The sequence below is a fragment of the Streptomyces sp. NPDC006691 genome, assembly GCF_042869955.1.
Lineage (GTDB): Bacteria > Actinomycetota > Actinomycetes > Streptomycetales > Streptomycetaceae > Streptomyces.
In genome coordinates, this window is sequence record NZ_JBIAGW010000016.1 from 32,028 (window position 1) to 55,201 (window position 23,174).

General features: G+C 72.3%; 16 protein-coding genes and 1 other RNA gene. 10 read left to right on the forward strand and 7 right to left on the reverse strand.

Translation table 11 applies throughout. The annotated features are described in order from the left end of the window. Positions 1-441 precede the first annotated feature (441 nt). From ACFYNP_RS28580 to ACFYNP_RS28600, 5 genes are all read right to left on the reverse strand, one after another. Positions 442-2,691, reverse strand: a complete 2,250-nt coding sequence (locus tag ACFYNP_RS28580; protein ID WP_388789352.1) for a CDP-glycerol glycerophosphotransferase family protein — start codon at positions 2,689-2,691, stop codon at positions 442-444. A gap of 177 nt (positions 2,692-2,868) precedes the next feature. Further along, positions 2,869-3,750, reverse strand: a complete 882-nt coding sequence (locus ACFYNP_RS28585; protein ID WP_388416933.1) for a carbohydrate ABC transporter permease — start codon at positions 3,748-3,750, stop codon at positions 2,869-2,871. Between the two features lie 97 nt (positions 3,751-3,847). Next, positions 3,848-5,200 (reverse strand): carbohydrate ABC transporter permease, encoded by a 1,353-nt coding sequence (locus ACFYNP_RS28590; RefSeq protein WP_388789355.1) that lies wholly within the window; start codon positions 5,198-5,200, stop codon positions 3,848-3,850. Between the two features lie 7 nt (positions 5,201-5,207). Then, positions 5,208-6,545, reverse strand: a complete 1,338-nt coding sequence (locus ACFYNP_RS28595; protein ID WP_388789515.1) for an ABC transporter substrate-binding protein — start codon at positions 6,543-6,545, stop codon at positions 5,208-5,210. Positions 6,546-6,838: 293 nt separating this feature from the next. Beyond that, entirely contained in the window at positions 6,839-10,066 is a 3,228-nt protein-coding gene (locus ACFYNP_RS28600; protein WP_388789358.1) for an FtsK/SpoIIIE domain-containing protein, read from the reverse strand. Between the two features lie 423 nt (positions 10,067-10,489). Here ACFYNP_RS28600 and ACFYNP_RS28605 point away from each other — a divergent pair, with 423 nt between their 5' ends. From ACFYNP_RS28605 to ACFYNP_RS28620, 4 genes are all read left to right on the forward strand, one after another. After that, positions 10,490-12,172: a serine/threonine-protein kinase gene (locus ACFYNP_RS28605; RefSeq protein WP_388789361.1), complete on the forward strand. Its 1,683-nt coding sequence runs from the start codon at positions 10,490-10,492 to the stop codon at positions 12,170-12,172. Positions 12,173-12,324: 152 nt separating this feature from the next. Next, positions 12,325-13,569: a serine/threonine-protein kinase gene (locus ACFYNP_RS28610; protein ID WP_388416944.1), complete on the forward strand. Its 1,245-nt coding sequence runs from the start codon at positions 12,325-12,327 to the stop codon at positions 13,567-13,569. Positions 13,570-13,638: 69 nt separating this feature from the next. Further along, on the forward strand, positions 13,639-14,745 hold the full coding sequence (prfB, locus tag ACFYNP_RS28615) for a peptide chain release factor 2 (protein WP_388416947.1): 1,107 nt from the start codon (positions 13,639-13,641) through the stop codon (positions 14,743-14,745). A gap of 436 nt (positions 14,746-15,181) precedes the next feature. Then, positions 15,182-16,135 (forward strand): hypothetical protein, encoded by a 954-nt coding sequence (locus ACFYNP_RS28620; protein WP_388789364.1) that lies wholly within the window; start codon positions 15,182-15,184, stop codon positions 16,133-16,135. Positions 16,136-16,218: 83 nt separating this feature from the next. Here the strand turns inward: ACFYNP_RS28620 and ACFYNP_RS28625 are convergent, their stop codons facing one another. Next, on the reverse strand, positions 16,219-16,410 hold the full coding sequence (locus tag ACFYNP_RS28625; protein ID WP_388789367.1) for a hypothetical protein: 192 nt from the start codon (positions 16,408-16,410) through the stop codon (positions 16,219-16,221). A 265-nt stretch (positions 16,411-16,675) separates the two neighbouring features. On the opposite strand from ACFYNP_RS28625, the gene ftsE reads away from it, so the two are divergent. The 5 genes from ftsE to ssrA all read left to right on the forward strand — a co-directional run bounded on the left by ftsE (position 16,676) and on the right by ssrA (position 20,654). Next, positions 16,676-17,365 (forward strand): cell division ATP-binding protein FtsE, encoded by a 690-nt coding sequence (ftsE, locus tag ACFYNP_RS28630; RefSeq protein ID WP_100578628.1) that lies wholly within the window; start codon positions 16,676-16,678, stop codon positions 17,363-17,365. A gap of 46 nt (positions 17,366-17,411) precedes the next feature. Then, on the forward strand, positions 17,412-18,329 hold the full coding sequence (gene ftsX, locus ACFYNP_RS28635; protein WP_388416954.1) for a permease-like cell division protein FtsX: 918 nt from the start codon (positions 17,412-17,414) through the stop codon (positions 18,327-18,329). A 102-nt stretch (positions 18,330-18,431) separates the two neighbouring features. Next, positions 18,432-19,631 carry a S41 family peptidase gene (locus ACFYNP_RS28640; protein ID WP_388416957.1) on the forward strand — a complete coding sequence of 400 codons (1,200 nt, stop codon included), beginning with the start codon at positions 18,432-18,434 and terminating at the stop codon, positions 19,629-19,631. A 34-nt stretch (positions 19,632-19,665) separates the two neighbouring features. Further along, on the forward strand, positions 19,666-20,178 hold the full coding sequence (gene smpB / locus ACFYNP_RS28645) for an SsrA-binding protein SmpB (protein WP_100578625.1): 513 nt from the start codon (positions 19,666-19,668) through the stop codon (positions 20,176-20,178). A 106-nt stretch (positions 20,179-20,284) separates the two neighbouring features. Beyond that, positions 20,285-20,654: a transfer-messenger RNA gene (ssrA, locus tag ACFYNP_RS28650) on the forward strand. Positions 20,655-20,765: 111 nt separating this feature from the next. On the opposite strand, the gene ACFYNP_RS28655 is transcribed toward ssrA, so the two are convergent. Beyond that, the gene (locus ACFYNP_RS28655; RefSeq protein ID WP_388789370.1) at positions 20,766-21,992 is read right to left on the reverse strand and encodes an MFS transporter; all 1,227 of its coding nucleotides are present in this window, start codon (positions 21,990-21,992) and stop codon (positions 20,766-20,768) included. A gap of 102 nt (positions 21,993-22,094) precedes the next feature. Here ACFYNP_RS28655 and ACFYNP_RS28660 point away from each other — a divergent pair, with 102 nt between their 5' ends. Continuing rightward, complete coding sequence (locus tag ACFYNP_RS28660) at positions 22,095-23,105, forward strand: LysR family transcriptional regulator (RefSeq protein WP_388416963.1); 1,011 nt, start codon at positions 22,095-22,097, stop codon at positions 23,103-23,105. Positions 23,106-23,174: the final 69 nt, after the last annotated feature.

Consider the following 23,174-nt stretch of genomic DNA (forward strand, 5'->3'; position numbering starts at 1 on the left):
GGTGGGTTGTTGTTCGGGTGCGGGTCGTCCGGGGCTGTTCGCGCCGTTCCCCGCGCCCCTTAGGTGGGTTGTTGTTCGGGTGCGGGTCGTCCGGGGCTGTTCGCGCCGTTCCCCGCGCCCCTTAGGTGGGTTGTTGTTCGGGTGCGGGTCGTCCGGGGTCGTTCGCGCAGTTCCCCGCGCCCCTGCGGGAGCCTGGCGGCTCCATCGGCGCTGCTGTGGCGCAACCTCCCCAGGGGCACGGGGAACTGCGCGATCGGTCTGCGGCGGCCCGCACTCGACCAACAACACGCGGAAGCGTCCCCGCACATGACCTGCGCCCGCGTCCTGAGCTTGCGCATCTCCTCGCGCGCCTTGCGAAGCCGGCAGGGTAGTCAGGGGCGCGGGGAACTACGGGATCGGCTGCCACGGGCCGCACCCTGACGACAAGGCTCGGCGCTGCGATCAGCCGCCCGCCAGGGCGTCCGTCGTGGCGGGGGCGAACTCCGCACCCCGCGCGCGCTGTTCGGGCAGGGCGGGGCCGGCCGCGGGCAGCCCCGTGTCGCTCAGGAAGACGCGGCGGACCACCCGCTCGGCCGCGTGGCCGTCGTCGTACGGGCAGAAGCGGGTGCGGAACGCGGCACGCAGCTGGGCCGAGCGGGAGCCGCGCCAATGGCCGGTGGTGAAGATGTCGATCAGCTCGTCCTCGGTACGGGCGACCGCACCCGGCGGCCCCCCGCGCAGATCGAAGTAGGTGCCCCGCACCGCCTCGTACGCCTCGCGGTCGTCGTCCAGGATCACGATGGGCCGGTCGAGGTTGGCGTAGTCGAACATCAGGGACGAGTAGTCCGTCACCAACGCGTCGGCGGCCACCAGCAGTTCCTCGATCGACGGGTGCCCGGTGACGTCCAGGACGCGGGGCAGCGGAGCCCGGCTCAGAGGCGCCCCGTAGGCGTGGTGCGCGCGGGTCAGCAGGAAGAACTCCGGGCCGAGCGCGCGGCCGAGCCGCTCCAGGTCGAGCGGAAGGTGCCGGCCCCGGCTGTAGTCGCGGTACGTCGGCGCGTACAGGACGACGGTCGAGCGGCCCGGAACGCCGAGTCGGTCCCGCAGCCGGGCCGCGTCGACGGTGGTGGCACGGAGCAGCACGTCGTTGCGCGGGCTGCCGTATTCGAGCGTGGTGTACGTGGCCGGGAAGGCGCGCTCGCCGGTGAGCGTGGCGTGCCGGTTGGCGGACAGGGCGAAGTCCCACTTGTCGGCGTCCGCGAGGAGACGCGCGAAGTCGGTGCCGCGCGAGGCCGCCGGACGGTCCATCAGGTCCAGTCCCACCGTCTTGAGCGGCGTGCCGTGATGGGTCTGGAGGAGGATCTGGCCGGGACGCTTGACCAGGCGGTGGTCGAACTCCACGTTGTTCACCAGGTACTTGGCGCGGGCCAGCGCCGAGAAGTACGCGAAGCCGCCGGGGCGCAGCCGGCGCGTGGGCGCGGGCACGGTCGGGTCGTACTCGGGCGTGGTGACCCAGGCGGTGCGCATGCCCGGCACGAGTTCGCGGACCTTCGCCTCGATCGCGGCCGGGCTGCACGCGTAGCCGCGGTGCCCGTACGCGCTGAACACCGCCAGGTCCTCGCGCAGGGGCAGGCATCGCTGGATCCGGTAGTGCAGGCGCAGCGCGGCCGTCCGGGCCGGTCGGGCCAGGGCCGACGAGAACGCCCGGCCGCGGGCGCGCAGCGCGCGGATCCCCCGCAGCGTGCGGTACGTGCGGTACGTGCCGAAGCGGACCCCGACATGGCGCAGCCCGGCCGCACCCGGCACGCGATGGCGGCCGTAGTGGGCGCGGGCCAGTCGGAAGAACGCGGCGCGGGTGCGCGCGGACAGGCCCGGGGCGGTCAGGACGGTGGCCGAGACGGCCGCCAGGTGGTCGGCCATCCGGCGGGCCACGACCGGGCGCCAACTGCCCAGTGCGGGGCGGGAGTCGAGGAAGTCGAAGACACGGTCGTACTGCGGGAAGAGATCGAAGTACCGGCCGCGCGCGACGGCCGGCCCGCGCCGTTCGCGGTGGTGCACGCAGACCCGCTCCAGGGTGCTGAGCGAGGCCGCCGTGAGCAGGGTCGCGTACGACCAGAAGGTGTCGGTGTGCCGGCCGGGCGGGAAGGCGAGCCCCTCGCGTTCGAGGAACTCCCGCCGGTACGCCTTGTTCCAGGAGGGGGCGGGATGCCTCAACAGGGCTGGACGCTCGGCCAGTTGGAAGGACGCGGGACCGGACTCGGTGAGCTGTGGCGGCACCGGAGGGTGTTCGGTGACGCCCGACCAGTGGGTGCGGGCATGGCCGAAGACCAGCACATCGGGCTCGCCGGAGGCCTTGAGCCGGTCCGCGATGTCGCGCAGGGCGCGCGGCGCCAGGGTGTCGTCGCCGTCGAGGAACAGTACGTAGTCGCCGGTGGCGCGGGCGAGCCCGGCGTTGCGGGCGGGGCCCGGTCCCTGGCCGGGGTCGGCCGGGTCCGCGGGCAGGTGCACGGCGGTGACCCGGGGATCGCGGGCGGCGAACTCGTCGATGATCTCGCCGCAGGAGTCGGGCGAGCCGGCGTCGACCGCGATCACTTCCAGATCGAACGCCGGGCTCTCGTCGATTTCGTACGTCTGACGCAGTACCGATTCAAGACAAGCGTGAAGACGGGCCTGGAGCTTGTACGCGGGCACGATGACGCTGAATCGGGGCAACGGACGTCCTGGGGCGTGAGAGGGCACGGGCGGATGGCCCGTGAACGTCCGCGAGAGTGATCGGGTTACGGCATCGGTGCCGTCCGGCGTAGTGCCGTGATCATGCCCTTGACGTGGCGTCATGTGCCGCGTGGGCCCGATCGTTCGATCGGGTGCCCAAGTCCGTTGTGCGGATGCTTACTTCACCGCGCCGGCCATCACCCCCGATACGAACTGTCGCTGGAAGGCGAAGAACACGGCGAGCGGGATGACCATCGAGACGAAGGCGCCCGGGGCCAGGACGTCGATGTTGTTGCCGAACTGGCGGACCTGCTGCTGCAAGGCCACCGTGATCGGCGGGTGCTTGGAGTCGGCGAAGATCAGGGCGACCAGCATGTCGTTCCAGACCCACAGGAACTGGAAGATGCCGAGCGAGGCGATCGCGGGGCCGCCGAGCGGCATCACGACCTTGGTGAAGAGCCGGATCTCGCCCGCCCCGTCGAGCCGGGCCGCCTCCAGGAGTTCCCTGGGGATCTCGGCGAAGAAGTTGCGCAGCAGGAAGATCGCGAACGGGAGGCCGAAGGCGACGTGGAAGATGATCACGCCGATCGTGGTCTCGAAGATCCCGAGCTGCCCGAAGAGCTTGGCGACCGGCACGAGGGCGACCTGCACGGGGACGACCAGCAGGCTCACCACGACCATGAACCACCAGTCGCGGCCCGGGAATTCCATCCAGGCGAAGGCATAGCCGGCCAGTGAGCCGATGACGACGACCAGGATCGTGGCCGGGACGGTGATCGCGACCGTGGAGAGCAGTGAGTTGGTGATCGTGCTGTTGTCGAGCAGGCTCGCGTAGTTGTGGAAGGTGAGCTGGGACGGGTCGGTGAACGTCTTCCACCAGCCGGTGGAGGCGATGTCGGAGGGGCCGCGCAGCGAGGAGAGCAGCAGCCCGACGGTCGGCATCAGCCAGAACAGGCCCACCAGGACGAGGAACACGCGCAGTACACCACCCCCCGTGCGCGAGGCGATGCGCGCGGGCAGTGACTGCCGGGCCTTGACGATCCCCTCGACAACGGTCATCGCCCGGCCTCCCTGCGCATGCGGCGGATGGTGGTGTGCTGCCCCGGGGGCCGGCCCCCGGGCCCCCGGGCGGGGGCGGTCACCGTGCGCCGGGGCGTCATCGGCGGCCCTCCCGTCGCATGCGGCGGATGTTGAAGAGCATCACCGGGATCACCAGCAGGAGCAGCAGGACCGCGATCGCGCTGCCGATGCCCAGGTCCGCCTCGGTGCCGAAGGAGGAGCGGTACAGCTGGAGGGCCAGGACGTTCGCGTCGGCCTGGCTGGAGCCGGGCGCGATGATGAAGACCAGGTCGAAGATCTTCAGGACGTTGATCATCAGCGTGACCAGGACCACCGCGAGGACCGGCGCGAGCAGGGGGACGGTCACCCGGCGGAAGACCTGCCACTCGTTGGCCCCGTCCACCCGCGCCGCTTCCAGCAGTTCGCGGGGCAGCCCGGCGAGGCCCGCCGCGATGAGCACCATCGCGAAGCCCGCCCACATCCAGATGTACGAGCCGATGATCGCCGGGGTGACGAGGGTCGGGCCGAGCCATTCGATGCCGTTGTACGGCTGGTGGAAGTTGCTTTCGGGGAGCCGGAGTTGGGCCCCGTCGGCGGCGGCCGGCAGGGTGAACGTGCCGTCGGCCGCCGCGGTCGTGGAGGCGACGGTCCTGCCGTCCTTCACCGCCTCGACCTTGATGCCCTTGAGGCCGAGTTCCCTGGCGTCGATGACGTTCGGCCGCCCGCCGCCGCCCTTGGTGAAGTCGAGCCAGACCGTGCCGGTGACCTTGCCCGGCTCGCCCGGGGCGGCCTTCGCGGTCCCGGCCGAGGCCGGCATCGTGCCGGCGGCCACACCGACCAGGGGGAGCAGCGCGGGCTGCCCCGCGTGCACCGCGGTCCGGGTGATGAACGCCCCGCCGCCCGCGTCCTTGAGGGGCGCGGCCGGCAGCGGATGGGCCTTGGGGTAGCCGGCCGACGTGGTGAACGTGTCGTGCACGCCGACCACCACCGCGTTGGCGACCCCGCGCGCCGGGTCCTGCTCGTACACCAGCCGGAAGATGATGCCCGCGGCGAGCATGGAGATCGCCATCGGCATGAACACGATGAGCTTGAACGCCGTTCCCCAGCGCACCCGTTCGGTCAGCACGGCGAAGATCAGGCCGAGGACGGTGGCGACCGTGGGGGCGCACACCACCCAGATCGCGTTGTTCTTCACCGCGGTCCGGATGGTGTGATCCGTGAACAGCGTCTTGTAGTTGTCGATCCCGGCGAACGAATGACCGGACTGGTCGAAGAACGACCGGTAGATCGAGAAGCCGATCGGATAGACGACGAGCGCACCGAGCAGGACGAGCGCGGGCAGCAGGAACGCGGCCGCGATCCACTTGCGGGTACCGGTGACGCTCTTGGCGGGCCTGGACGCGGGCGGGGCGGCGGGAGGCGGGGCGCCTCCCGCCGTGGCGGTCGTCATCGCCGGATCAGTTCTTGAACGCCGCGGCCGCGTCGGCCTCCAGCTTGGACTGGGTGCCCGCGATGTCGGACGGGTTCTTGAGGAAGTCCTGGAGGTCCTTCCACTCGCCCTTGCCCGGGGTGCCGCCGAAGGACTGCGGGGCCTGGTCCGACATGTCGAAGCGGACGTTGTCGCCGGCCGCGATCAGTGCCTTGGCGATGTCACGCTGCACGTCGTTGGGGTACGCGGCGGCGTCGAGCGCCTTGTTCGGCGAGATGAAGCCGCCCGACGAGGCCGCGATCTTCGCGGCGTCGGTGGAGGCCAGCCAGGTCAGCAGCGCCTGGGCGCCCTTGGTGTCCTTCAGTGCCACCGCCGCGTCGCCGCCCGTGACCACCGGGGCCTTGTCGCCGACCGCGGGGAAGGGGAACGCCTTGGCGTCCGTGCCGACCTTGGCGGAGGTCTCCGCGATGTTGACCGCCGCGAAGTCCCCCTCGAAGACCATGCCCGCCTTGGGCTGGTCACCGCCGGTGAAGGTCTGCGTCACCGAGGCGGGGAACTCGGTCTGGAGCGCCCCGTTGGTGCCGCCCGCGATCAGGTTCGGCTTGCCGAAGAGCTGGGCGAGCGTGGTGAGCGCGTCCTTGACGGACGGGTCGGTCCACTTGATCGCGTGCTTGGCCAACTGGTCGTACTTCTCGGGTCCGGCCTGGGAGAGATAGACGTTCTCGAACCAGTCCGTGAGCGTCCAGCCGTCCGCCCCGCCGACGGACACCGGGGTCACTCCGGAGGCGGAGATGGTGTCGGCGGTGCTCAGGAAGTTCTTCCAGGTCGTGGGCGGCGTGACGCCGGCGTTCTGGAAGACCTTGGTGTTGTACCAGACCAGGGACTTGTTGGCGGCCTTGAAGTACACCCCGTACTGCGTGCCGCCGACCGCGCCCAGGTCCTGCCACACCTTGGAATAGTTCGCGGCGAGCTGCGCCTTGGCCTCGGGTCCCGCGGGCTTGGCCCACTTCTTCGCCACGGCCTGCTGGATCGCGCCGACCTGGGGGAGCATCGCCACATCGGGCGGGCTGCCACCGGCGATCTTGGTGCCGAGGAAGTTGACGATCGGGTCCTGGGCGGGCACGAAGGTGACGGTGGCCCCGGTCCGCGACTCGAACTCCTTGAGCACCTTCACGAAGTTCGCCTGCTCGGCCCCCGTCCACACGGCGGCGACCTCGATCTTCTCCCCGTTCAGCTGCGGGAGTTGGACCCCGCTGCCCGACTGCGCCGAGGTGGAGGCGCCGGTCGACGGTGTGCTCTTTCCGCCGTCGCTGCCACCGCACGCGGACGCGCCGAGCGTGAGCGTCCCGATGGCCAGCGCGGACATGAGGGTGCGACCCGTCGTGCTCGTGGCGATGGTGGTGCGGCCTGTACGAGTGCTGCGCATGCGTGCCCCGTCTCTCCCGTGCGCGTACGAACCGCCGCGCCCGGTGACGCAGGCGCCGCAGCTCTCGTCCCGTGCGACAGTCCTACGCCCGGTGCGGGGGTGCCGCAATACCGTCTTCGCCGTCAACCAGTTGATCGTGATGGGCTTGTGACGTTGGATCCCGCGGGATGTCCCAACTGCCGCCCATTGAGGATGAGTTGATCACCATCGCCTGACGGAGCCGCCGCCCGGCCTCATGACAGCGGCGGCACCGAAGGCGCGTTGACCAAGGACGCCGCACGGTCCAGGGCGCTGGCGAGCAGGGCCAGGTCGGTGGGCCCGTTGCCGAGCTCGCGGACGGGGCGGCGGGCCGGCGGGTCGCCCATCCGCTCCCACTCCAGGACCACCACGGTGGGCCGTTGCGTCGCCGTCCGGGGTATGCGCCCGGTGACCCGGCCGCCCTGGAACGGCACCGACGCCCCGTCCGCCTGGTGCAGCCGGCCCCGGCCCGGCGCGGGCTCGTCCGGCGCGGGCGCGGCGGGCGGCGGGTCGAGCACGACCCGGTGGCGGGCGCCGCGCGCGAGCTCGGTGTCGGCCGTGCGCTCCGGCCGGGCCGAGGCCGCCACCAGATGCACCCCGAGCCGCTCGCCGTCGCGGGCCACCGCTTCGAGGGCCCGCACGACGGAACCCGCGGCGGGCCTGCCCGGACTGCCGAGGGCGGGGGCGACCAGGGCGTCCAAGTCGTCGACGAGGACGACCAGTCGGGGCAGCGAGGGCCCCTCGTCGCTACGGCTGCGCGCGACCGGGCGCAGCCGCAGGGTGCTGCTGCCCGGCGGGTCCAGATCGTCCCGGCTCTCGGCGGCGGGCGCCTGGCGCTGCCCGACGAGCCGGCCCGCGACCTCGCGCCGGTCCTGCCACTCGGTGAAGCCGAGGCCGCCGAGCAGCTCGGCCCGGCGCTTGAGCTCGGCCCCGAGCGCCTGCGCGAACTCGCGCATCCGGACCGGGTCGGAGGCGATCAAGTGCGTGGAGACGTGCGGGAGTTCGGTGCAGGGCCGCAGGCCCTCGCCGCGCTCGCCGCCCGCGCCGTCGACCAGGATCAGGCCGAGCCGGTCGGGCCGCGCGCCCGCGGCGAGGGAGGCGGCGGCGGCCCGCAGCAGCTCGGTACGGCCGCTGCCGGGCGGGCCCTCGACGATGAGATGGGGGCCGTCGGAGACGAGGTCTACGCCGACCGGGCCGTGCGGCCCGGTGCCGAGCACCACCGCGCCGTCGGGGGCCGACTCCCAACGGGCCATCAGGGAGGCGGGGGTGGCCCGTGCCAGGCCCAGCTCGTCCAGGAGGCGCGAGGAGCGGGGCAGTGAGGAAGCGAGCCGCCCGGACGTGGCGGAGGTGCCGTCCGCGGTGCGCAGGGGGGCGAGCGCGCGGGCGAACCGCTCGGCCCACGGGCGCGACACCCCGTCGACCGCGGCCACCGTGCCGTGCCCGGCGGGCCGGCCGCCCGCGATGCGCAGGAGCCGCAGCGCGGTGGCCACATCGCCGCTGAGCAGCGCGACCGCCCCGCACTCGCGGAACGCCAGCGAGGCCGCGCAGGCCGTCTCGTACGTCGCGGCGACCGGGGACGAGGCCGATGCGGCCGGGGTCTCGGCGAGGCAGAGCAGATGGATGCCGGCCGCCGCGCCCGCCGCCGCGAGGCGGGCGGTGGTCTCGCGCAGCGGCGCCGAACCCGGGTCGCCGTCCACGACGACCACCGTGAACGGGCCCTCGTAGCGGGCGGCGGCCTCGGCCACCGCGGCCCGGTCCGCCGAGGCCCAGCCCGGGCCGAGCGGGCCCGCGTCGAGCCGCCGGGTGAGCTCGGCCGTGCGGGCCGTCGCCTGGTCGCGGTCGTAGGCGAGGAGCAGCCGGCAGTCCTGCCCGTGGGCCGGGCGGACCTGGGGGAGCCAGCCCAGCCAGTCCCACTCGGCGGTGCGTGTCTGGAGGCCGCGCGAGCGGTCCGTGCTGATGAGGACGATCTCCAGGGTGGTCGGCGCGTGCAGTGCCGCGAGCTGGGCGATCGCCGAGCGGGCGAGGCCGGAGAGCCGCTCGCGGGGGCCCGCGAGGCCGAGCGAGCCCACCTCGCGCAGCCCCACCGTGACCGGCACGGCCGCGAGATCGCCCCGGTCCGCGGTGCCGACCCGGACCGCGAGCGCCTCCGGGTGGCCCGGCCGGCGCTCCCACAGGCGGGGGCCCGGGCCGAGCGCGGTCAGCAGGAGCGCGGCCGGATCCGGCCAGCTCTCGGGGGCGGGCTCGGCCGGGAGCCGCCGCGGCTCGGCGGGCGGCTGCTCGGGCTCCGCCTCACCACGCCCGCCGGCCAGGCGCCTCGCCCACGCGCCTATCCCGCCGCGCCGACGGCCGCCGTCGGCCTGATCGGCCCGGCTGTGCTGCACCTCGTCGGGACCCGCCAGGTCCTCGGGCAGCCGGGTGCCGCGGGTCGGGGTGCCCTGCCGTCGGCTCGGCGGGGCCGACTCGCGCCGGCCGTCCGGGTCGTCGTGGCCGTACCCGGCCGGTGCTCCGAGGGCGTCGAAAGCGCCGTGCGGCTGCTCCTGGTGTGCGCCCGGCGCCGTGGACGTACCGAAAGGAGGGGTGGATGTCCCGGATGTCCCGGGCGTCCCGGGTGTTCCGGGGGTACCGGGCGTTCGGAAGGATGGCGTGCCCGTAGCCGGTGAGCCGGAGGCAGGGGGAGAGGGGGTGAGCGGGGGCCGGGTGGCGCCGAAGGCGTACGCCGGATCGGCGGGCGGGGCGTCCAACTGCCCTGCGGGAGAAGCCTGTTGGGCGCCCGGCGTGGACGCGGGCGCGCCGGGCGGGGTGACCCGGAGATGGCCCTCGCCGTCGGGCACCGTGGAGAGGCGGGGCTCCGTCGCGGTGCCGCCGGTGGCCAGGCGCAGGGTGGACTCGCCGATCCTGAGCAGCGCGCCGGGGGCGAAGCGGACCGGCTTGGCGCCGATCTCGCGGCCGTCGAGCCGGGTGCCGTTCGTCGAGTTCAGATCGCCCACGGCGACCCGGCCGTCGGCCTCGACCGTCACCTCGCAGTGCTGGCGCGAGACATCGGGGTCGTCCAACGGGACGTCGGACTCGACGGAGCGGCCGATGCCGATGCGGCCGCCGTGCAGCAGGTGGACGCCGCCCGCGTCCGGCCCCGCCACCACGTGCAGCCGGGCCGGGGCCGGGCCGTCGTGGGCCGGCTCGTCCTCGGCGGGGGAGCCGAGGGAGAGCACCGCTCCGTCCACCAACGGGGGCTCGCCGAGGATGCGGCGCTGGGCGTCGAGCCGCTCGCGGCCCGCGTACAGCACCACGGAGGCGCCCGAGACCTCCGCGCCGGAGGCGGCCGACGCGAGGCCGGAGGCGACGGCCGCGAGTGCCGTACCCGCCGGGGCGGTCACGAGCACGTCGCAGGCGCGCGCCACAGCATGGCCGCTGCGCGGCGCGAGGACGGTCAGCCGGATCTGCATCGCCTCGGCGGTCCCTTCTGCGCGGGGGTGCCGAAGAAGGGGGACCGGACCAGCCCTGTGATTCCCCCCACCCGGCACACAATTCGTGCTGAGGGCATCCTCGCACCTGCCACTGACAACACGCCCGTCACCCACCTCGAATTGATCTTGATTGGTCGGCTCGGCGCGCAAAAGTGGACGGAAAAGTGGCTGGTTGCGACCGAGTGGGGCATTTCGCGGGGAGGCGGGGTACGACCGTTCGGCAACCTTCCGTGCGAAGACCGCGTCTTTCCGAGGACGATGAGAAGACGGTGAACAACCTGGTGGCGCCGACGCCACGACCCGTCGGCGGTGTCGGCAGCGGCACTAGAGTGGGCCGGAAACCCACACAGCTGGGCCGGAAACCCACAGAGCAATGGACGCGAGCAGCAGGGAGCGCATGACGTGCGGCCGGTAGGCAGCAAGTACCTGCTTGAGGAGCCGCTCGGACGCGGCGCCACGGGCACCGTCTGGCGAGCCCGCCAGAGAGAGACCGCCGGCTCCGAGGCATCCGTAGCGGGCCAGCCGGGCGAGACCGTGGCGATCAAGGTCCTCAAGGAGGAGCTCGCCAACGACGCGGACGTGGTGATGCGCTTCCTGCGCGAACGCTCCGTGCTCCTGCGGCTGCGCCACGACAACATCGTGCGCACCCGCGACCTGGTCGTCGAGGGCGATCTGCTCGCCCTGGTCATGGACCTGGTCGACGGCCCGGACCTGCACCGCTACCTGCGCGAGAACGGCCCGCTCACCCCGGTCGCCGCGTCCCTGCTGACCGCGCAGATCGCGGACGCCCTCGCCGCCAGCCACGCCGACGGCGTGGTGCACCGCGACCTGAAGCCCGCCAACGTCCTCCTGGACGAGCGCGACGGCGCGATGCACCCGATGCTGACCGACTTCGGCATCGCGCGCCTCGCCGACTCCCCGGGCCTGACCCGCACGCACGAGTTCGTGGGCACGCCCGCCTATGTCGCGCCGGAGTCCGCCGAGGGCCGCCCGCAGACCTCCGCGGTCGACATCTACGGCGCCGGAATCCTGCTGTACGAGCTGGTCACGGGGCGCCCGCCGTTCGCCGGCGGCACCGCGCTCGAAGTGCTCCACCGCCACCTCAGCGAGGAGCCGCGCCGGCCCACCACCGTCCCGGCCCCGCTGTGGACGGTCATCGAGCGCTGTCTCAGCAAGGACCCCGAGCGCCGCCCCAGCGCCGAGAACCTGGCACGCGGGCTGCGGGTCGTCGCCTCCGGCATCGGGGTGCACTCCACCCCGGCCCAGGTCGAGGCGGCGGACGGGGTGGGCGCGCTGCTCGCGCCCGACCCGGCGCCCGCCCCGGTCCCGGACGCGCCGGGCGCGGCCGACCCGACCCAGGTGCTGCCGAGCAACGCGGGCTCGTACGACCCGGCCGCGCGCACCTCGGTGCTGCCGCAGACGGGGCAGACCGGCCAGGCCCCGAACGCCGACCCGACGGCCGTCCTGCCGCCCGTCCCGCAGGGCCCGCCGCAGCCGCAGGAGCCGCACCCCTGGCAGTCCCAGCTCCGGGCGGCGCGCGACCGCAACGAGCAGACCCAGGTCGGCTATCTGCCGCCCGAGCAGGACCCGCTGCGCCGCCGCCCGCACCGCCAGCAGCCCCAGCAGGGTTACGGCCAGCAGAGCTACGGCCAGCAGGGCCAGCAGCCGCCGCAGGGCCATGGCCGGCAGCGCCCGCCGCAGGGGCAGCAGCAGCGTCCGCCCCAGCACCAGCCGTACGCCCCACAGCCGCAGCAGCCGTACCAGCAGCAACAACCACAGCAGTACGCGCCGCAGCGCCAGCAGTACGCGCCGCCGCAGCAGCCGCAGGCACCCGCGCGTGAGCCGCGGGAGCCCCGCGAGCCGCGCAGGCGCAGCCCGAACCGGATGCGGATCCCGGGTCTCGGCTGTCTGAAGGGCTGTCTGTTCACGGTCGTGCTGCTCTTCGTGGCCGGTTGGCTGATCTGGGAGCTGACGCCGCTCCAGGACTGGGTCGCCCAGGGCAAGGGCTACTGGCAGGCGATCGGTGACGGGATTTCGACGGTATCCGGCTGGATAAAGAGCATCGGGAACTCCACGAAGCAGTAAAAGGCCGCAGGCAAAGGGCCCCGGCCCGGCGGTCCGGGACACGACTTCATGGATTTGTCGACTTCCAGAGGGTGATTTCGGCGCCGGAAGTGAAGGTTGGCGTCCCGGCCGCGTAGCCTCAGCGTGCACAGCCAGCCGCTGAGGGAGCAGTCTTGGCACGGAATATCGGCAGCCGGTACACCGCCCACCAGATCCTGGGCCGCGGCAGCGCCGGCACGGTGTGGCTCGGCGAAGGGCCCGAGGGCCCCGTCGCCATCAAGCTGCTGCGCGAAGACCTGGCCGCCGATCAGGAGCTGGTCGGCCGCTTCGTCCAGGAGCGCACCGCCCTGCTGGGCCTCGACCACCCCAACGTGGTCGGCGTGCGCGATCTCGTCGTCGACGGCAACGACCTCGCCCTCGTCATGGACCTGATCCGGGGCACCGACGTCCGCACCCGCCTGGACCGCGAGCGCCGGCTCGCCCCCGAGGCGGCCGTGGCCATCGCGGCCGACGTCGCCGACGGACTCGCGGCGGCCCACGCGGCCGGCGTGGTGCACCGGGACGTCAAGCCCGAGAACATCCTGCTGGACATGCAGGGCCCGCTCGGCCCCGGCGGCGCCCACCCCGCGCTGCTCACCGACTTCGGCGTCGCCAAGCTCATCGACACCCCGCGCCGCACCAAGGCGACCCGGATCATCGGCACCCCGGACTACCTGGCCCCCGAGATCGTCGAGGGCCTCCCGCCGCGCGCGGCCGTCGACATCTACGCGCTCGCCACCGTCCTGTACGAGCTGCTCGCGGGCTTCACCCCGTTCGGCGGCGGCCACCCCGGCGCCGTCCTGCGCCGCCATGTGACCGAGACCGTGGTGCCGCTGCCCGGCATCCCCGACGAGCTGTGGCAGCTGATCGTCCAGTGCCTGGCCAAGGCCCCGGCCTCGCGCCTGCGCGCCTCCGAGCTCTCCGTCCGGCTGCGGGAACTGCTCCCGCTGGTGGCCGGCATGCCCCCGCTCGACGTGGACGAGCCGGACGCCGAGGGCACCGGGGACGAGGAGGCGTACGAGGACCCGTACCCGACCGCTCCCACCACCCCCCGCCGCGGCGCGGTCCCGCTGGTGCCCGGGGCCGGACACGACTCCGCGAACCGGGACACCCACACCAGCATGCGGGTGCCCGGCCCCGACGAGCTGGCTGGCGGACCGCTGGGCACCGCCCGCGCGCCGCGCCCGGCGGGGGCGCCCCGGCCGGGCTCCGCCCGCCACCGGGCCGACCAGGTCCGCAAGCGCCGCCTGGTCCTGACGGCCTCGGCCGTCGCGCTGGCGGCGGCCGTCGGTGTCGGCGGCTGGCTGGCCCTGAGCGACGACTCGGGCAAGCAGTCGCCGCCGCAGGACACCAAGAACTCGGCGCCCGTCGTCCCGTAGGCCGCCCCGGGAGGCCCGTGATCGGGCGGCCCGGGGAATGCCGGAGCGCGCAGCCGTTACGCTGGACCCGTGGCAGTCGTCGATGTATCCGAAGAGCTGAAGTCCCTCTCCTCGACCATGGGGTCGATCGAGGCCGTCCTGGACCTCGACAAGATGCGGGCGGACATCGCCGTGCTGGAGGAGCAGGCGGCCGCCCCGTCCCTGTGGGACGACCCGGAGGCGGCGCAGAAGATCACCAGCAAGCTTTCGCACCTCCAGGCGGAGCTGCGCAAGACCGAGGCCCTGCGCGGCCGGATCGACGACCTCGCGGTGCTCTTCGAGCTCGCCGAGGAGATGGACGACCCGGACACCCGCACCGAGGCCGAGGCCGAGCTGGAGTCCGTCCGCAAGGCGCTGGACGAGATGGAGGTACGTACCCTCCTGTCCGGCGAGTACGACGCCCGTGAGGCGCTGGTCAACATCCGCGCCGAGGCCGGCGGCGTCGACGCCTCCGACTTCGCCGAGCGCCTCCAGCGCATGTACCTGCGCTGGGCCGAGCGGCACGGCTACAAGACCGAGGTGTACGAGACCTCGTACGCGGAAGAGGCCGGCATCAAGTCGACCACCTTCGTGGTCAGCGCCCCCTACGCCTACGGCACGCTCTCCGTGGAGCAGGGCACGCACCGCCTGGTCCGCATCTCGCCCTTCGACAACCAGGGCCGCCGCCAGACGTCCTTCGCGGGCGTCGAGGTGCTGCCGGTCGTCGAGCAGTCCGACCACGTCGAGATCGACGAGTCCGAGCTGCGCATCGACGTGTACCGCGCGTCGGGCCCCGGCGGCCAGGGCGTCAACACCACGGACTCCGCGGTCCGCATCACGCACATTCCGACCGGCATCGTGGTGTCCTGCCAGAACGAGCGCTCGCAGATCCAGAACAAGGCGAGCGCCATGAACGTCCTCCAGGCCAAGCTCCTTGAGCGCCGCCGCCAGGAGGAGCAGGCGCTGATGGACTCCCTCAAGGGCGACGGCGGCAACTCCTGGGGCAACCAGATGCGTTCCTACGTCCTGCACCCGTACCAGATGGTGAAGGACCTGCGCACCGAGTTCGAGGTCGGCAACCCGCAGGCCGTCCTGGACGGCGAGATCGACGGCTTCCTCGAAGCCGGCATCCGCTGGCGCAAGCAGCAGGAGAAGTAACGCCCGCCGAGGGCGACTTGAACATCCGACGACGTCGGCCCCCTTTCCGGGCGCCGGCGTCGTTCGTTTGTGTGGGCCGGGTGCGCGTGCGGCGGTGATGCGGCGGCGTGGGCGCCCCTGCCGACCGCCGCACGGCCGAATTCGCCGACGCAAGCGGAAATTGAGCGACTCGGAGCTTTGTCGACATCAGAACTCCCCTCCGCGGAGCGCCAGTTAGGTCTTCTGTCACAGTCGTATTCCCGTACGCCCGGCAAGTGACCTGAAATCGGGCATTGCGTACGCAACGACCTTGACGCCACCTTTAAAACTGGCAAAGCTAACGCGCGGCATGCGTAATTCTGGGGCGCGTGTGACGGGGAGGGGCCCTGATCGACCTCCCGCGTTGCCGCCCCGGGCGCTGCTCCACGACTCATGAGCTACTGGGGGTAGCAGGCAGATGACCAAGAACACTCGGGTCCGTTTCGCGCGGATAGCAGCCGGTGCGGTGATTGCCGCCGGCGCGTCCCTGACCGCCGCGGGGGCGGCCCAGGCCGTCGGTGCCGACTCCAACGAGAGCAAGACGGCGAGCGTCCTCGACGAGCCGTGCAGCCCGACCAACCCGCTCTGCCTCCCGACCACGGGTGGCCAGTCGACGGGTTCGACCACGGACGGTTCGACCGGCACGACGGGTAGCACCGGTACGACGGGTGACACCGGCTCGACCGGTACGACGGGCGACACCGGTTCGACCGGTTCGACCGGCACCACGGGTGACACCGGGTCCACGGGCTCGACCGGTACGACGGGCGACACCGGCTCGACCGGTTCGACCGGCACCACGGGCGACACCGGCTCCACGGGCTCGACCGGTTCCACCGGCACCACGGGTGACACCGGCAGCACGGGCTCGACCGGATCCACTGGTTCGACCGGCTCCACGGGCGACACCGGTTCGACGGGCAGCACCGGCTCGACGGGCTCGACGGGCAGCACCGGTTCGACCGGCTCCACCGGTTCGACGGGCTCCACGGGCAGCACTGGTTCGACCGGCAGCACCGGCAGCACCGGCAGCACCGGCTCCACGGGCTCGACCGGTTCGACCGGCAGCACCGGGTCCACGGGCTCGACCGGTTCCACCGGCAGCACCGGGACCACCGGCACCACTGGCTCGACCGGGACCACCGGTTCCACGGGCACCACGGGCACCACGGGCACCACGGGCAACACCGGCACCAACCCCGACACCGTCGGGTCGCAGCCGGTCGAGCAGGGTCAGCAGAAGGACGAGCTGGCCGCCACCGGTGCGGGCGGGACCACCTTCCTGATCATCGGCGCCGCCACCATGATCGCGGGTGGCATCGGCTTCCGCTTCATGCCGCGTCTGGTCAACAGCGGCCGTAACGTCGCGTAAGCAGCGACCTGCGGACACGTGAGAGGGCCCCGGGTGCGATCACGCACCCGGGGCCCTCTCGCACAGGGCGTAGGGACCGTTTCTCAGACGGTCTGGTGGGCCAGCAGGGCCAGGGCTCCCACCAGCACGATCAGCAGCGTGACCAGGGCCGCGGGGCTCAGGGGCCCCCACTGGTTCTCCTGCTGCAAGCGCTCCCGGTTGGCCCGGCAGACACGGCAGCGGCCCTCGCTCACGGGCGCCGCGCAGTTGGCGCACACCAATCGGTCATAGGTCATGCGCTCTCCTCCTCCCGCGCGGCGGAGCCGGCGCATACAACTGTCAACGCGCTTTCTCTCCGCTCAACGCTCAGGGAAACGCGACCGTTCCCCCTACCACTGTGCCAGCTCGCGCGCGTTTCGGCGCGCCCCGCCTGATTCATCCGCATCCCGCCCGCACGACCCAAGGGACATAAGGGGCATCCCCGGACGCGGCCTGCGCGGGCTCGTCCCGTTCGCGTAAGGTCACGCACACCTATACTCCCGGCCGACCCGTGGTGCACCCGTGATCCGATTCGACAATGTCTCCAAGACCTATCCCAAGCAGAACCGACCAGCCCTGCGGGAAGTCTCCCTCGAAATCGAGAAGGGTGAGTTCGTCTTCCTCGTCGGCTCGTCCGGTTCCGGGAAGTCGACCTTTCTGAGGCTCGTCCTGCGTGAAGAGCGCGCCAGCCATGGGCAGGTGCACGTGCTCGGCAAGGACCTCGCCCGGCTCTCCAACTGGAAGGTGCCGCACATGCGGCGCCAACTGGGCACGGTCTTCCAGGACTTCAGGCTGCTCCCCAACAAGACCGTTGCGGAGAACGTGGCGTTCGCCCAGGAGGTCATCGGGAAGCCGCCCGGCGAGATCCGCAAGGCGGTGCCGCAGGTGCTCGACCTCGTCGGGCTCGGCGGCAAGGAGGACCGCAGGCCCGGTGAGCTCTCCGGTGGTGAGCAGCAGCGCGTGGCCATCGCCCGTGCCTTCGTCAACCGGCCCATGCTGCTCATCGCGGACGAGCCGACCGGCAACCTCGACCCCCAGACCTCCGTCGGCATCATGAAGCTGCTCGACCGGATCAACCGGACCGGCACCACCGTAATCATGGCGACCCACGACCAGAACATCGTCGACCAGATGCGCAAGCGCGTCATCGAGCTGGAGTCCGGCCGCCTCGTACGAGACCAGGCGCGCGGCGTCTACGGCTACCAGCACTGAGCGCCGCAGAGCACTCGTCGAGCACTGAAAGGCTGAAATAGTCGCCATGCGCGCCCAGTTCGTTCTCTCGGAGATCGGGGTCGGTCTCCGTCGCAATCTGACCATGACGATCGCCGTGGTCGTATCCGTAGCCCTCTCCCTCGCCCTGTTCGGCGGTTCGCTGCTGATGCGGGACCAGGTCAACAACATGAAGGGCTACTGGTACGACAAGGTCAACGTCTCGATCTTCCTCTGCAACAAGGCGGACGCGGAGAGCGTCGCCAAGTGCTCCAAGGGCGCGGTGACGGCCCAGCAGAAGAAGGACATCGAGGGCGACCTCAAGAAGCTGGACGTCGTCCAGACGGTGTCGTACGAGTCGGCCGACGAGGCGTTCAAGCACTACAAGGAGCAGTTCGGCAGCTCCCCGATGGCCGGCTCGATCACGCCGGACCAGATGCAGGAGTCGTTCCGGGTCAAGCTCAAGGACCCGGAGAAGTTCTCCGTGGTCGCCACCGCCTTCGCGGGCCGTGACGGCGTCCAGTCCGTGCAGGACCAGAAGGGCATCCTGGAGAACCTCTTCGGGCTGCTGAACGGCATGAACATGGCGGCCATCCTGGTCATGCTCGTGATGCTGGTCGTCGCGCTGATGCTGATCGTCAACACCGTGCGCGTCTCGGCCTTCAGCCGACGGCGTGAGACGGGGATCATGCGCCTGGTCGGTGCGTCGAGCTTCTACATCCAGGCGCCGTTCATCATGGAGGCCGCCTTCGCCGGTCTGCTGGGCGGCGTGGCCGCCGCGGGCTTCCTGGTCGTCGGCCGCTACTTCATGATCGACCACGGGCTCGACCTGGCGCACAAGCTCAACCTGATCAACTTCATCGGCTGGGACGCGGTGCTCGCCAAGCTCCCGCTGGTGCTCGCGGCCAGCGTCCTGATGCCCGCGCTCGCCGCCTTCTTCGCGCTGCGCAAGTACCTCAAGGTCTGACCCGGGCACCCCGAGGTCCGTACCCCGCGTGTGACATACGCCCCGGGCGCCGTAGGAGCAACACCCCCTACGGCGCCCGGAGTCTGTCCTAGACTCGGCGCCATGTCGGGTCCGGACCTCTGTCCCAGGCCCCGCGGGGTGCGCCGCGGGGCGGCTCTGACATTGGTGTTCGCGAGCGTCCTGTTGACCGCGGCCGCCACCAACTGCCTGCCGCGCACCGAGCAGCACCCCGTCCCGCTCGCGGCCGGTCCCGCCGCGGCCGCCGCCCTCGATCCGCGCGAGGGGCACACCACCCGCGGCGGCGACCGCACCGCGGAGGACGTGCGGCGCGCGGCCGCCGACGCCGAGGCCGACGGGAAGTCCGCGAGCCGGGCCGCCGAGGAGGCCGTGGGCCGCAGCGGGGACCGCTGGGGAGCGGTGTACGACAAGGCGGAGTACGAGCAGTACGCGGACGCCCTCGACGGCCGCTACACCGGCGTCGGCCTGTGGGTCGCCCGCGCCGCCGACGGCCGCACCCAGGTGACCCGGGTCCAGGCCGGCGGCCCCGCCGCCCGGGCCGGCATCGAGCCCGGTGACCATCTGCGCAGCATCGACGGCTGGTCCGCGGACGGGCAGCCCGTCACCGACGTGGTCGCCCGGCTGCGCGGTGACGCGGCCGGGAGCCGGGTGGTCCTCGGCCTGGGCCGGGGCTCGCGCACCTGGACGCGGACCGTGGACCGGGCGGTCCTCGACACCGAGGACGTCTCCGTACGGAACCTCTCCGCCCAAGTCGTGATGATCAGGGTGACCGCCTTCACCAAGGGAACCGGCGAGCAGGTGCGCGCCGCGGTGCGCCGCGCCCCGAAGGGCGCCGGGATCGTGCTCGACCTGCGGGGCAACAGCGGCGGCCTGGTCGGCGAGGCCGTCACCGCCGCCTCCGCGTTCCTGCCCGGCGGCCTGGTCGCCACGTACGACGTGCACGGCGCCCAGCGGGCGCTGTACGCGAGCGGTGGCGGGGATGCCGCGCGGCCCCTGGTCGTGGTGATCGACGGCGGCACGATGAGCGCGGCCGAACTCCTCACCGGCGCGCTCCAGGACCGCGGCCGCGCGGTCACCGTCGGCTCGCGCACCTTCGGCAAAGGCTCGGTCCAGATGCCCACCGGCCTCGCGGGCGGCTCGGTCGCGGAGCTGACCGTGGGCCACTACCGCACGCCGTCGGGCCACGGGCTCGACGGCAAGGGCATCACGCCCGACCTGCCCGTCACCGACCATCCCCTCGAACACGCCGAGACGGTTCTGAGCGGTCTGGGCGGCACGTCCTAAACCTGTTGCGCCGGGGTGCGAAAATGGCCGCACTATGGCTAAGAACACGGGCAAGGACAAAGAGAAGGACAGCAAGCGCAAGCTGGTCGCGCAGAACAAGAAGGCACGGCACGACTACCTCATCATCGACACCTACGAGTGCGGTCTCGTGCTCACCGGTACCGAGGTGAAGTCGCTGCGCCAGGGCCGTGCCTCGCTGGTGGACGGCTTCGTGCAGATCGACGGCGGCGAGGCCTGGCTGCACAACGTGCACGTGCCGGAGTACGCGCAGGGCACCTGGACCAACCACAGTGCGCGGCGCAAGCGGAAGCTGCTGCTGCACCGGGTCGAGATCGACAAGCTGGAGGCGAAGTCCGGGGAGTCGGGTCACACGATCGTGCCCCTCGCGCTGTACTTCAAGGACGGCCGGGCGAAGATCGAGATCGCGCTCGCCAAGGGCAAGAAGGAGTACGACAAGCGTCAGACGCTGCGCGAGAAGCAGGACCGCCGCGAGACGGACCGTGCCATCTCCGCCGTCAAGCGCAAGGAGCGGGCCAGCCTGCGGTAGGCCTCCGGCCGGGCCGGGTGGAATAGGCTGGCACCGTCGGGCGTTGGTCACGTACGATGGCACTGCACCTCAGCGAAGGTGTGGCACCACCTTGATAAAACAACATGGGGATGATCGGTTTCGACAGCGGATGTCGAAGCAGGGGAAGCGTGTCGAGGAAGCGGCAATGATCTCGTAAACCATATGTCGCAAACAATAATCGCCAACACCAAGCGCGATTCCTTCGCCCTCGCTGCCTAAGTAGCGACTTGCGAAGTGTCAGCCCGGGGCTGTTCCCGACCCGGATCCTGGCATCAGCTAGGGAACTAAACTTCTAGACCCGGTCACGGGGTCTAGAAGGAAATCAAACAGTGGCTGGGCCCGTCGGCGACTTGTTCGCGTGATTGCCGGGGCCGAGAAAATCGCAGCGAACTGCACACGGAGAAGCCCTGTTTTTGCACCGTTGGACGCGGGTTCGATTCCCGCCATCTCCACGATCGAGGAGCGCCGGATTTCCGGATCTCCTCGCCCCATGTAGGCAGAGGCCCGGTCGCTTTCGAGCGGCCGGGCCTCTGTCGTGTCCGGGACCCGTCTCCCAGCCGCCCCGCCTATCGGCCGGGCGGCACGGCGTACCGCCGGTGTCCGGCGGCGCTCACCAGCAGGGCGAGGGCCGCGGCGCAGACCGGGACCCAGTAGCCCGTCCCCGCGCCCGCCCGCTCGACGACCTGCCCGCCGACGGCCGAGCCTGCCGCGATGCCACCGAGGATCGCGGTGACCGCGAGCGTCATGCCCTCGTTCAGCCGGCCCTCGGGGGTGCGCCGCTGGACCAGCGTCATGCCGGTGACCATGGTCGGCGCGGTCGCGGCGCCCGCGCAGAGCAGCGTCGCCGCGAGTGCCACGAGGGAGCCGGTGGCGCGTGCCGCGAGCAGCGGCAGGCACATCAGCGCGGCCATCGCCGCGACACAGCACACCAGCCGCCGGGACGCGTCGGGGGCCGGCCGCGCCGACCCGTACAGGAGCCCGGCGGCGCAGGATCCGGCGGCCTGGAGCGCGAGCACCGCGCCGGCCGCCGAACGGTGGCCGAGTCCGTCGGCGTACGCGATGGTCACCACCTCAAGGGAGCCGAAGACCGCGCCGGTGGCGAGGAAGACGGCGAGCAGCGGGGCGAACCCCGTTGTCCGCACAGGGGACTTGGCGCCTTCCGTGCGGGGCGTGACCGGCGGCTCGGTCGTGCGCCGGCCGGCGAACAGCAGGATGCCCGTCAGCAGCAGGACCGCGCCGACCAGCGTGCCCGCCTCCGGGAACAGGGCCGAGCAGAGGGCCGCCGCGATGACCGGGCCGAGCATGAAGCAGAGCTCGTCGACGGCCTGCTCGAAGGAGTTGGCGGTGTGCAGGGCGGCCGGGTCGTCCCGGTACAGATGGGCCCAGCGGGCCCGGGACATGCCGCCGGTGTTGGGGGTGGTGGCGGTCGCGGCGTAGGCGGCGAACAGGGTCCAGTCGGGGGCGTCGAAGCGTACGCACAGGAGCAGCGCGAGCGAGCCGAAGGCGGCAACTGCCGCCGCCGGCACGGCGATTCGGGCCTGGCCGTAGCGGTCGACCAGCCGGGCCGTCCAGGGTGCGGCCAGCGCGGTCGCGGCGAGCCCGGTGGCGGTGACCGCTCCCGCGAGGGCGTAGGAACCACGGGAGCCCGCGATCATGAAGACGGCGCTGACGCCGAACATGCCCATGGGCAGCCGGGCGACGAGATTGCCCAGGGTGAAGGCGAGGGCGCCGGGGGCGCGGAACAGGCGTATGTACGCGTTCCGGCGGCGGGTGAGCGGGGTCGTCTGCGGCATGCCCCGATCCTTTCGGGGGCCGGGTGCGGGGGTCCAACACCTGATCAGCGCCCATTCACCCGCTCTTGTTGTGGGTGGCGGTGCTGCTGTTGACTGCCGGGTGTGCCCCACGACATCGACCCGCGCCTGCTGCGCTCCTTCGCCGCTGTCGCCGAGGACCTGCACTTTACCCGCGCGGCCGCCCGGCTCTTCGTCGCCCAGCAGGCGCTGAGCCGTGACATCCGGCGCCTGGAGCGGGAGTTGGGCACCGAGCTCTTCGTGCGGACCACCCGGGCCGTGGCGCTCACCGCCGACGGAACGCGGCTGCTGCCCCATGCCCGCAGAGTGCTCGCCGCGCACGACGAGCTGCGCGCCGCGTGGGTGGACCGGGGCGCCGAGCGGCCGTTGCTCGTCGACATCTCGGCGCCCGTCGGCACCGGCGCGCGGGTCCTCGCCGGGGCCCGGGAGCGGGCGCCCGGCGTCGAGTTCGTGGCCCGGTTCATCAGCGGGCTCAGCGGGGCCGCCGCCGAGATCCTCGCCGGGCGTCTCGACGTCTCCTTCGGCCGGGTGGCCGGGCTCGACCCCGCGGTCCTCGCGGGGCTCGGCCACCAGCCGGTGCGCTACGAGCGGATGGCGGTGCTGCTCGACGCGGGTCACCGGCTCGCGGGCCTGGCCGAGGTGCCGCTGGCCGCACTGGCCGGCGAGACGCTCTACACGGCGGCGGGCAATCCGGCCACCGTCGAGTGGACCGATCTGGCCGAGCGGCTCTTCGCCGGGCGCGGCATCCGGGCGGCCGCGCCCTTTCCGGAGATCGCGGGCGAGGAGGAGTTCGTCCGGGTGGTGCGCAAGCAGGGCTGGTCGGTGCTGGCCAGCACCGAGTTCATGGACGTGCCCGGCATGGTGGTGCGCCCGCTGACCGGGCCCGTACCACTGGCGCCGGTCTCCCTGGTGTGGCGCAGGGGGCTCGCGCATCCCGGCGTGCGTGTCCTGCGCGAGGTCGCGCGCGAACGGGCGGCGGCACACGGATGGCTGGAAAGGCCCCGCGGGAGCTGGCTCCCGGCGCCCGACATGTCCCTGATGGTGGCCGATGCCCCGCAAGTGGACGGACCAAGGCGAACATCACTCGATACGTGAACACATGTCCACAGGCTCGTGCGCTACATTCATCGCCCGGGTGCGGCGGGATATGGGGGCGCGCGGAAC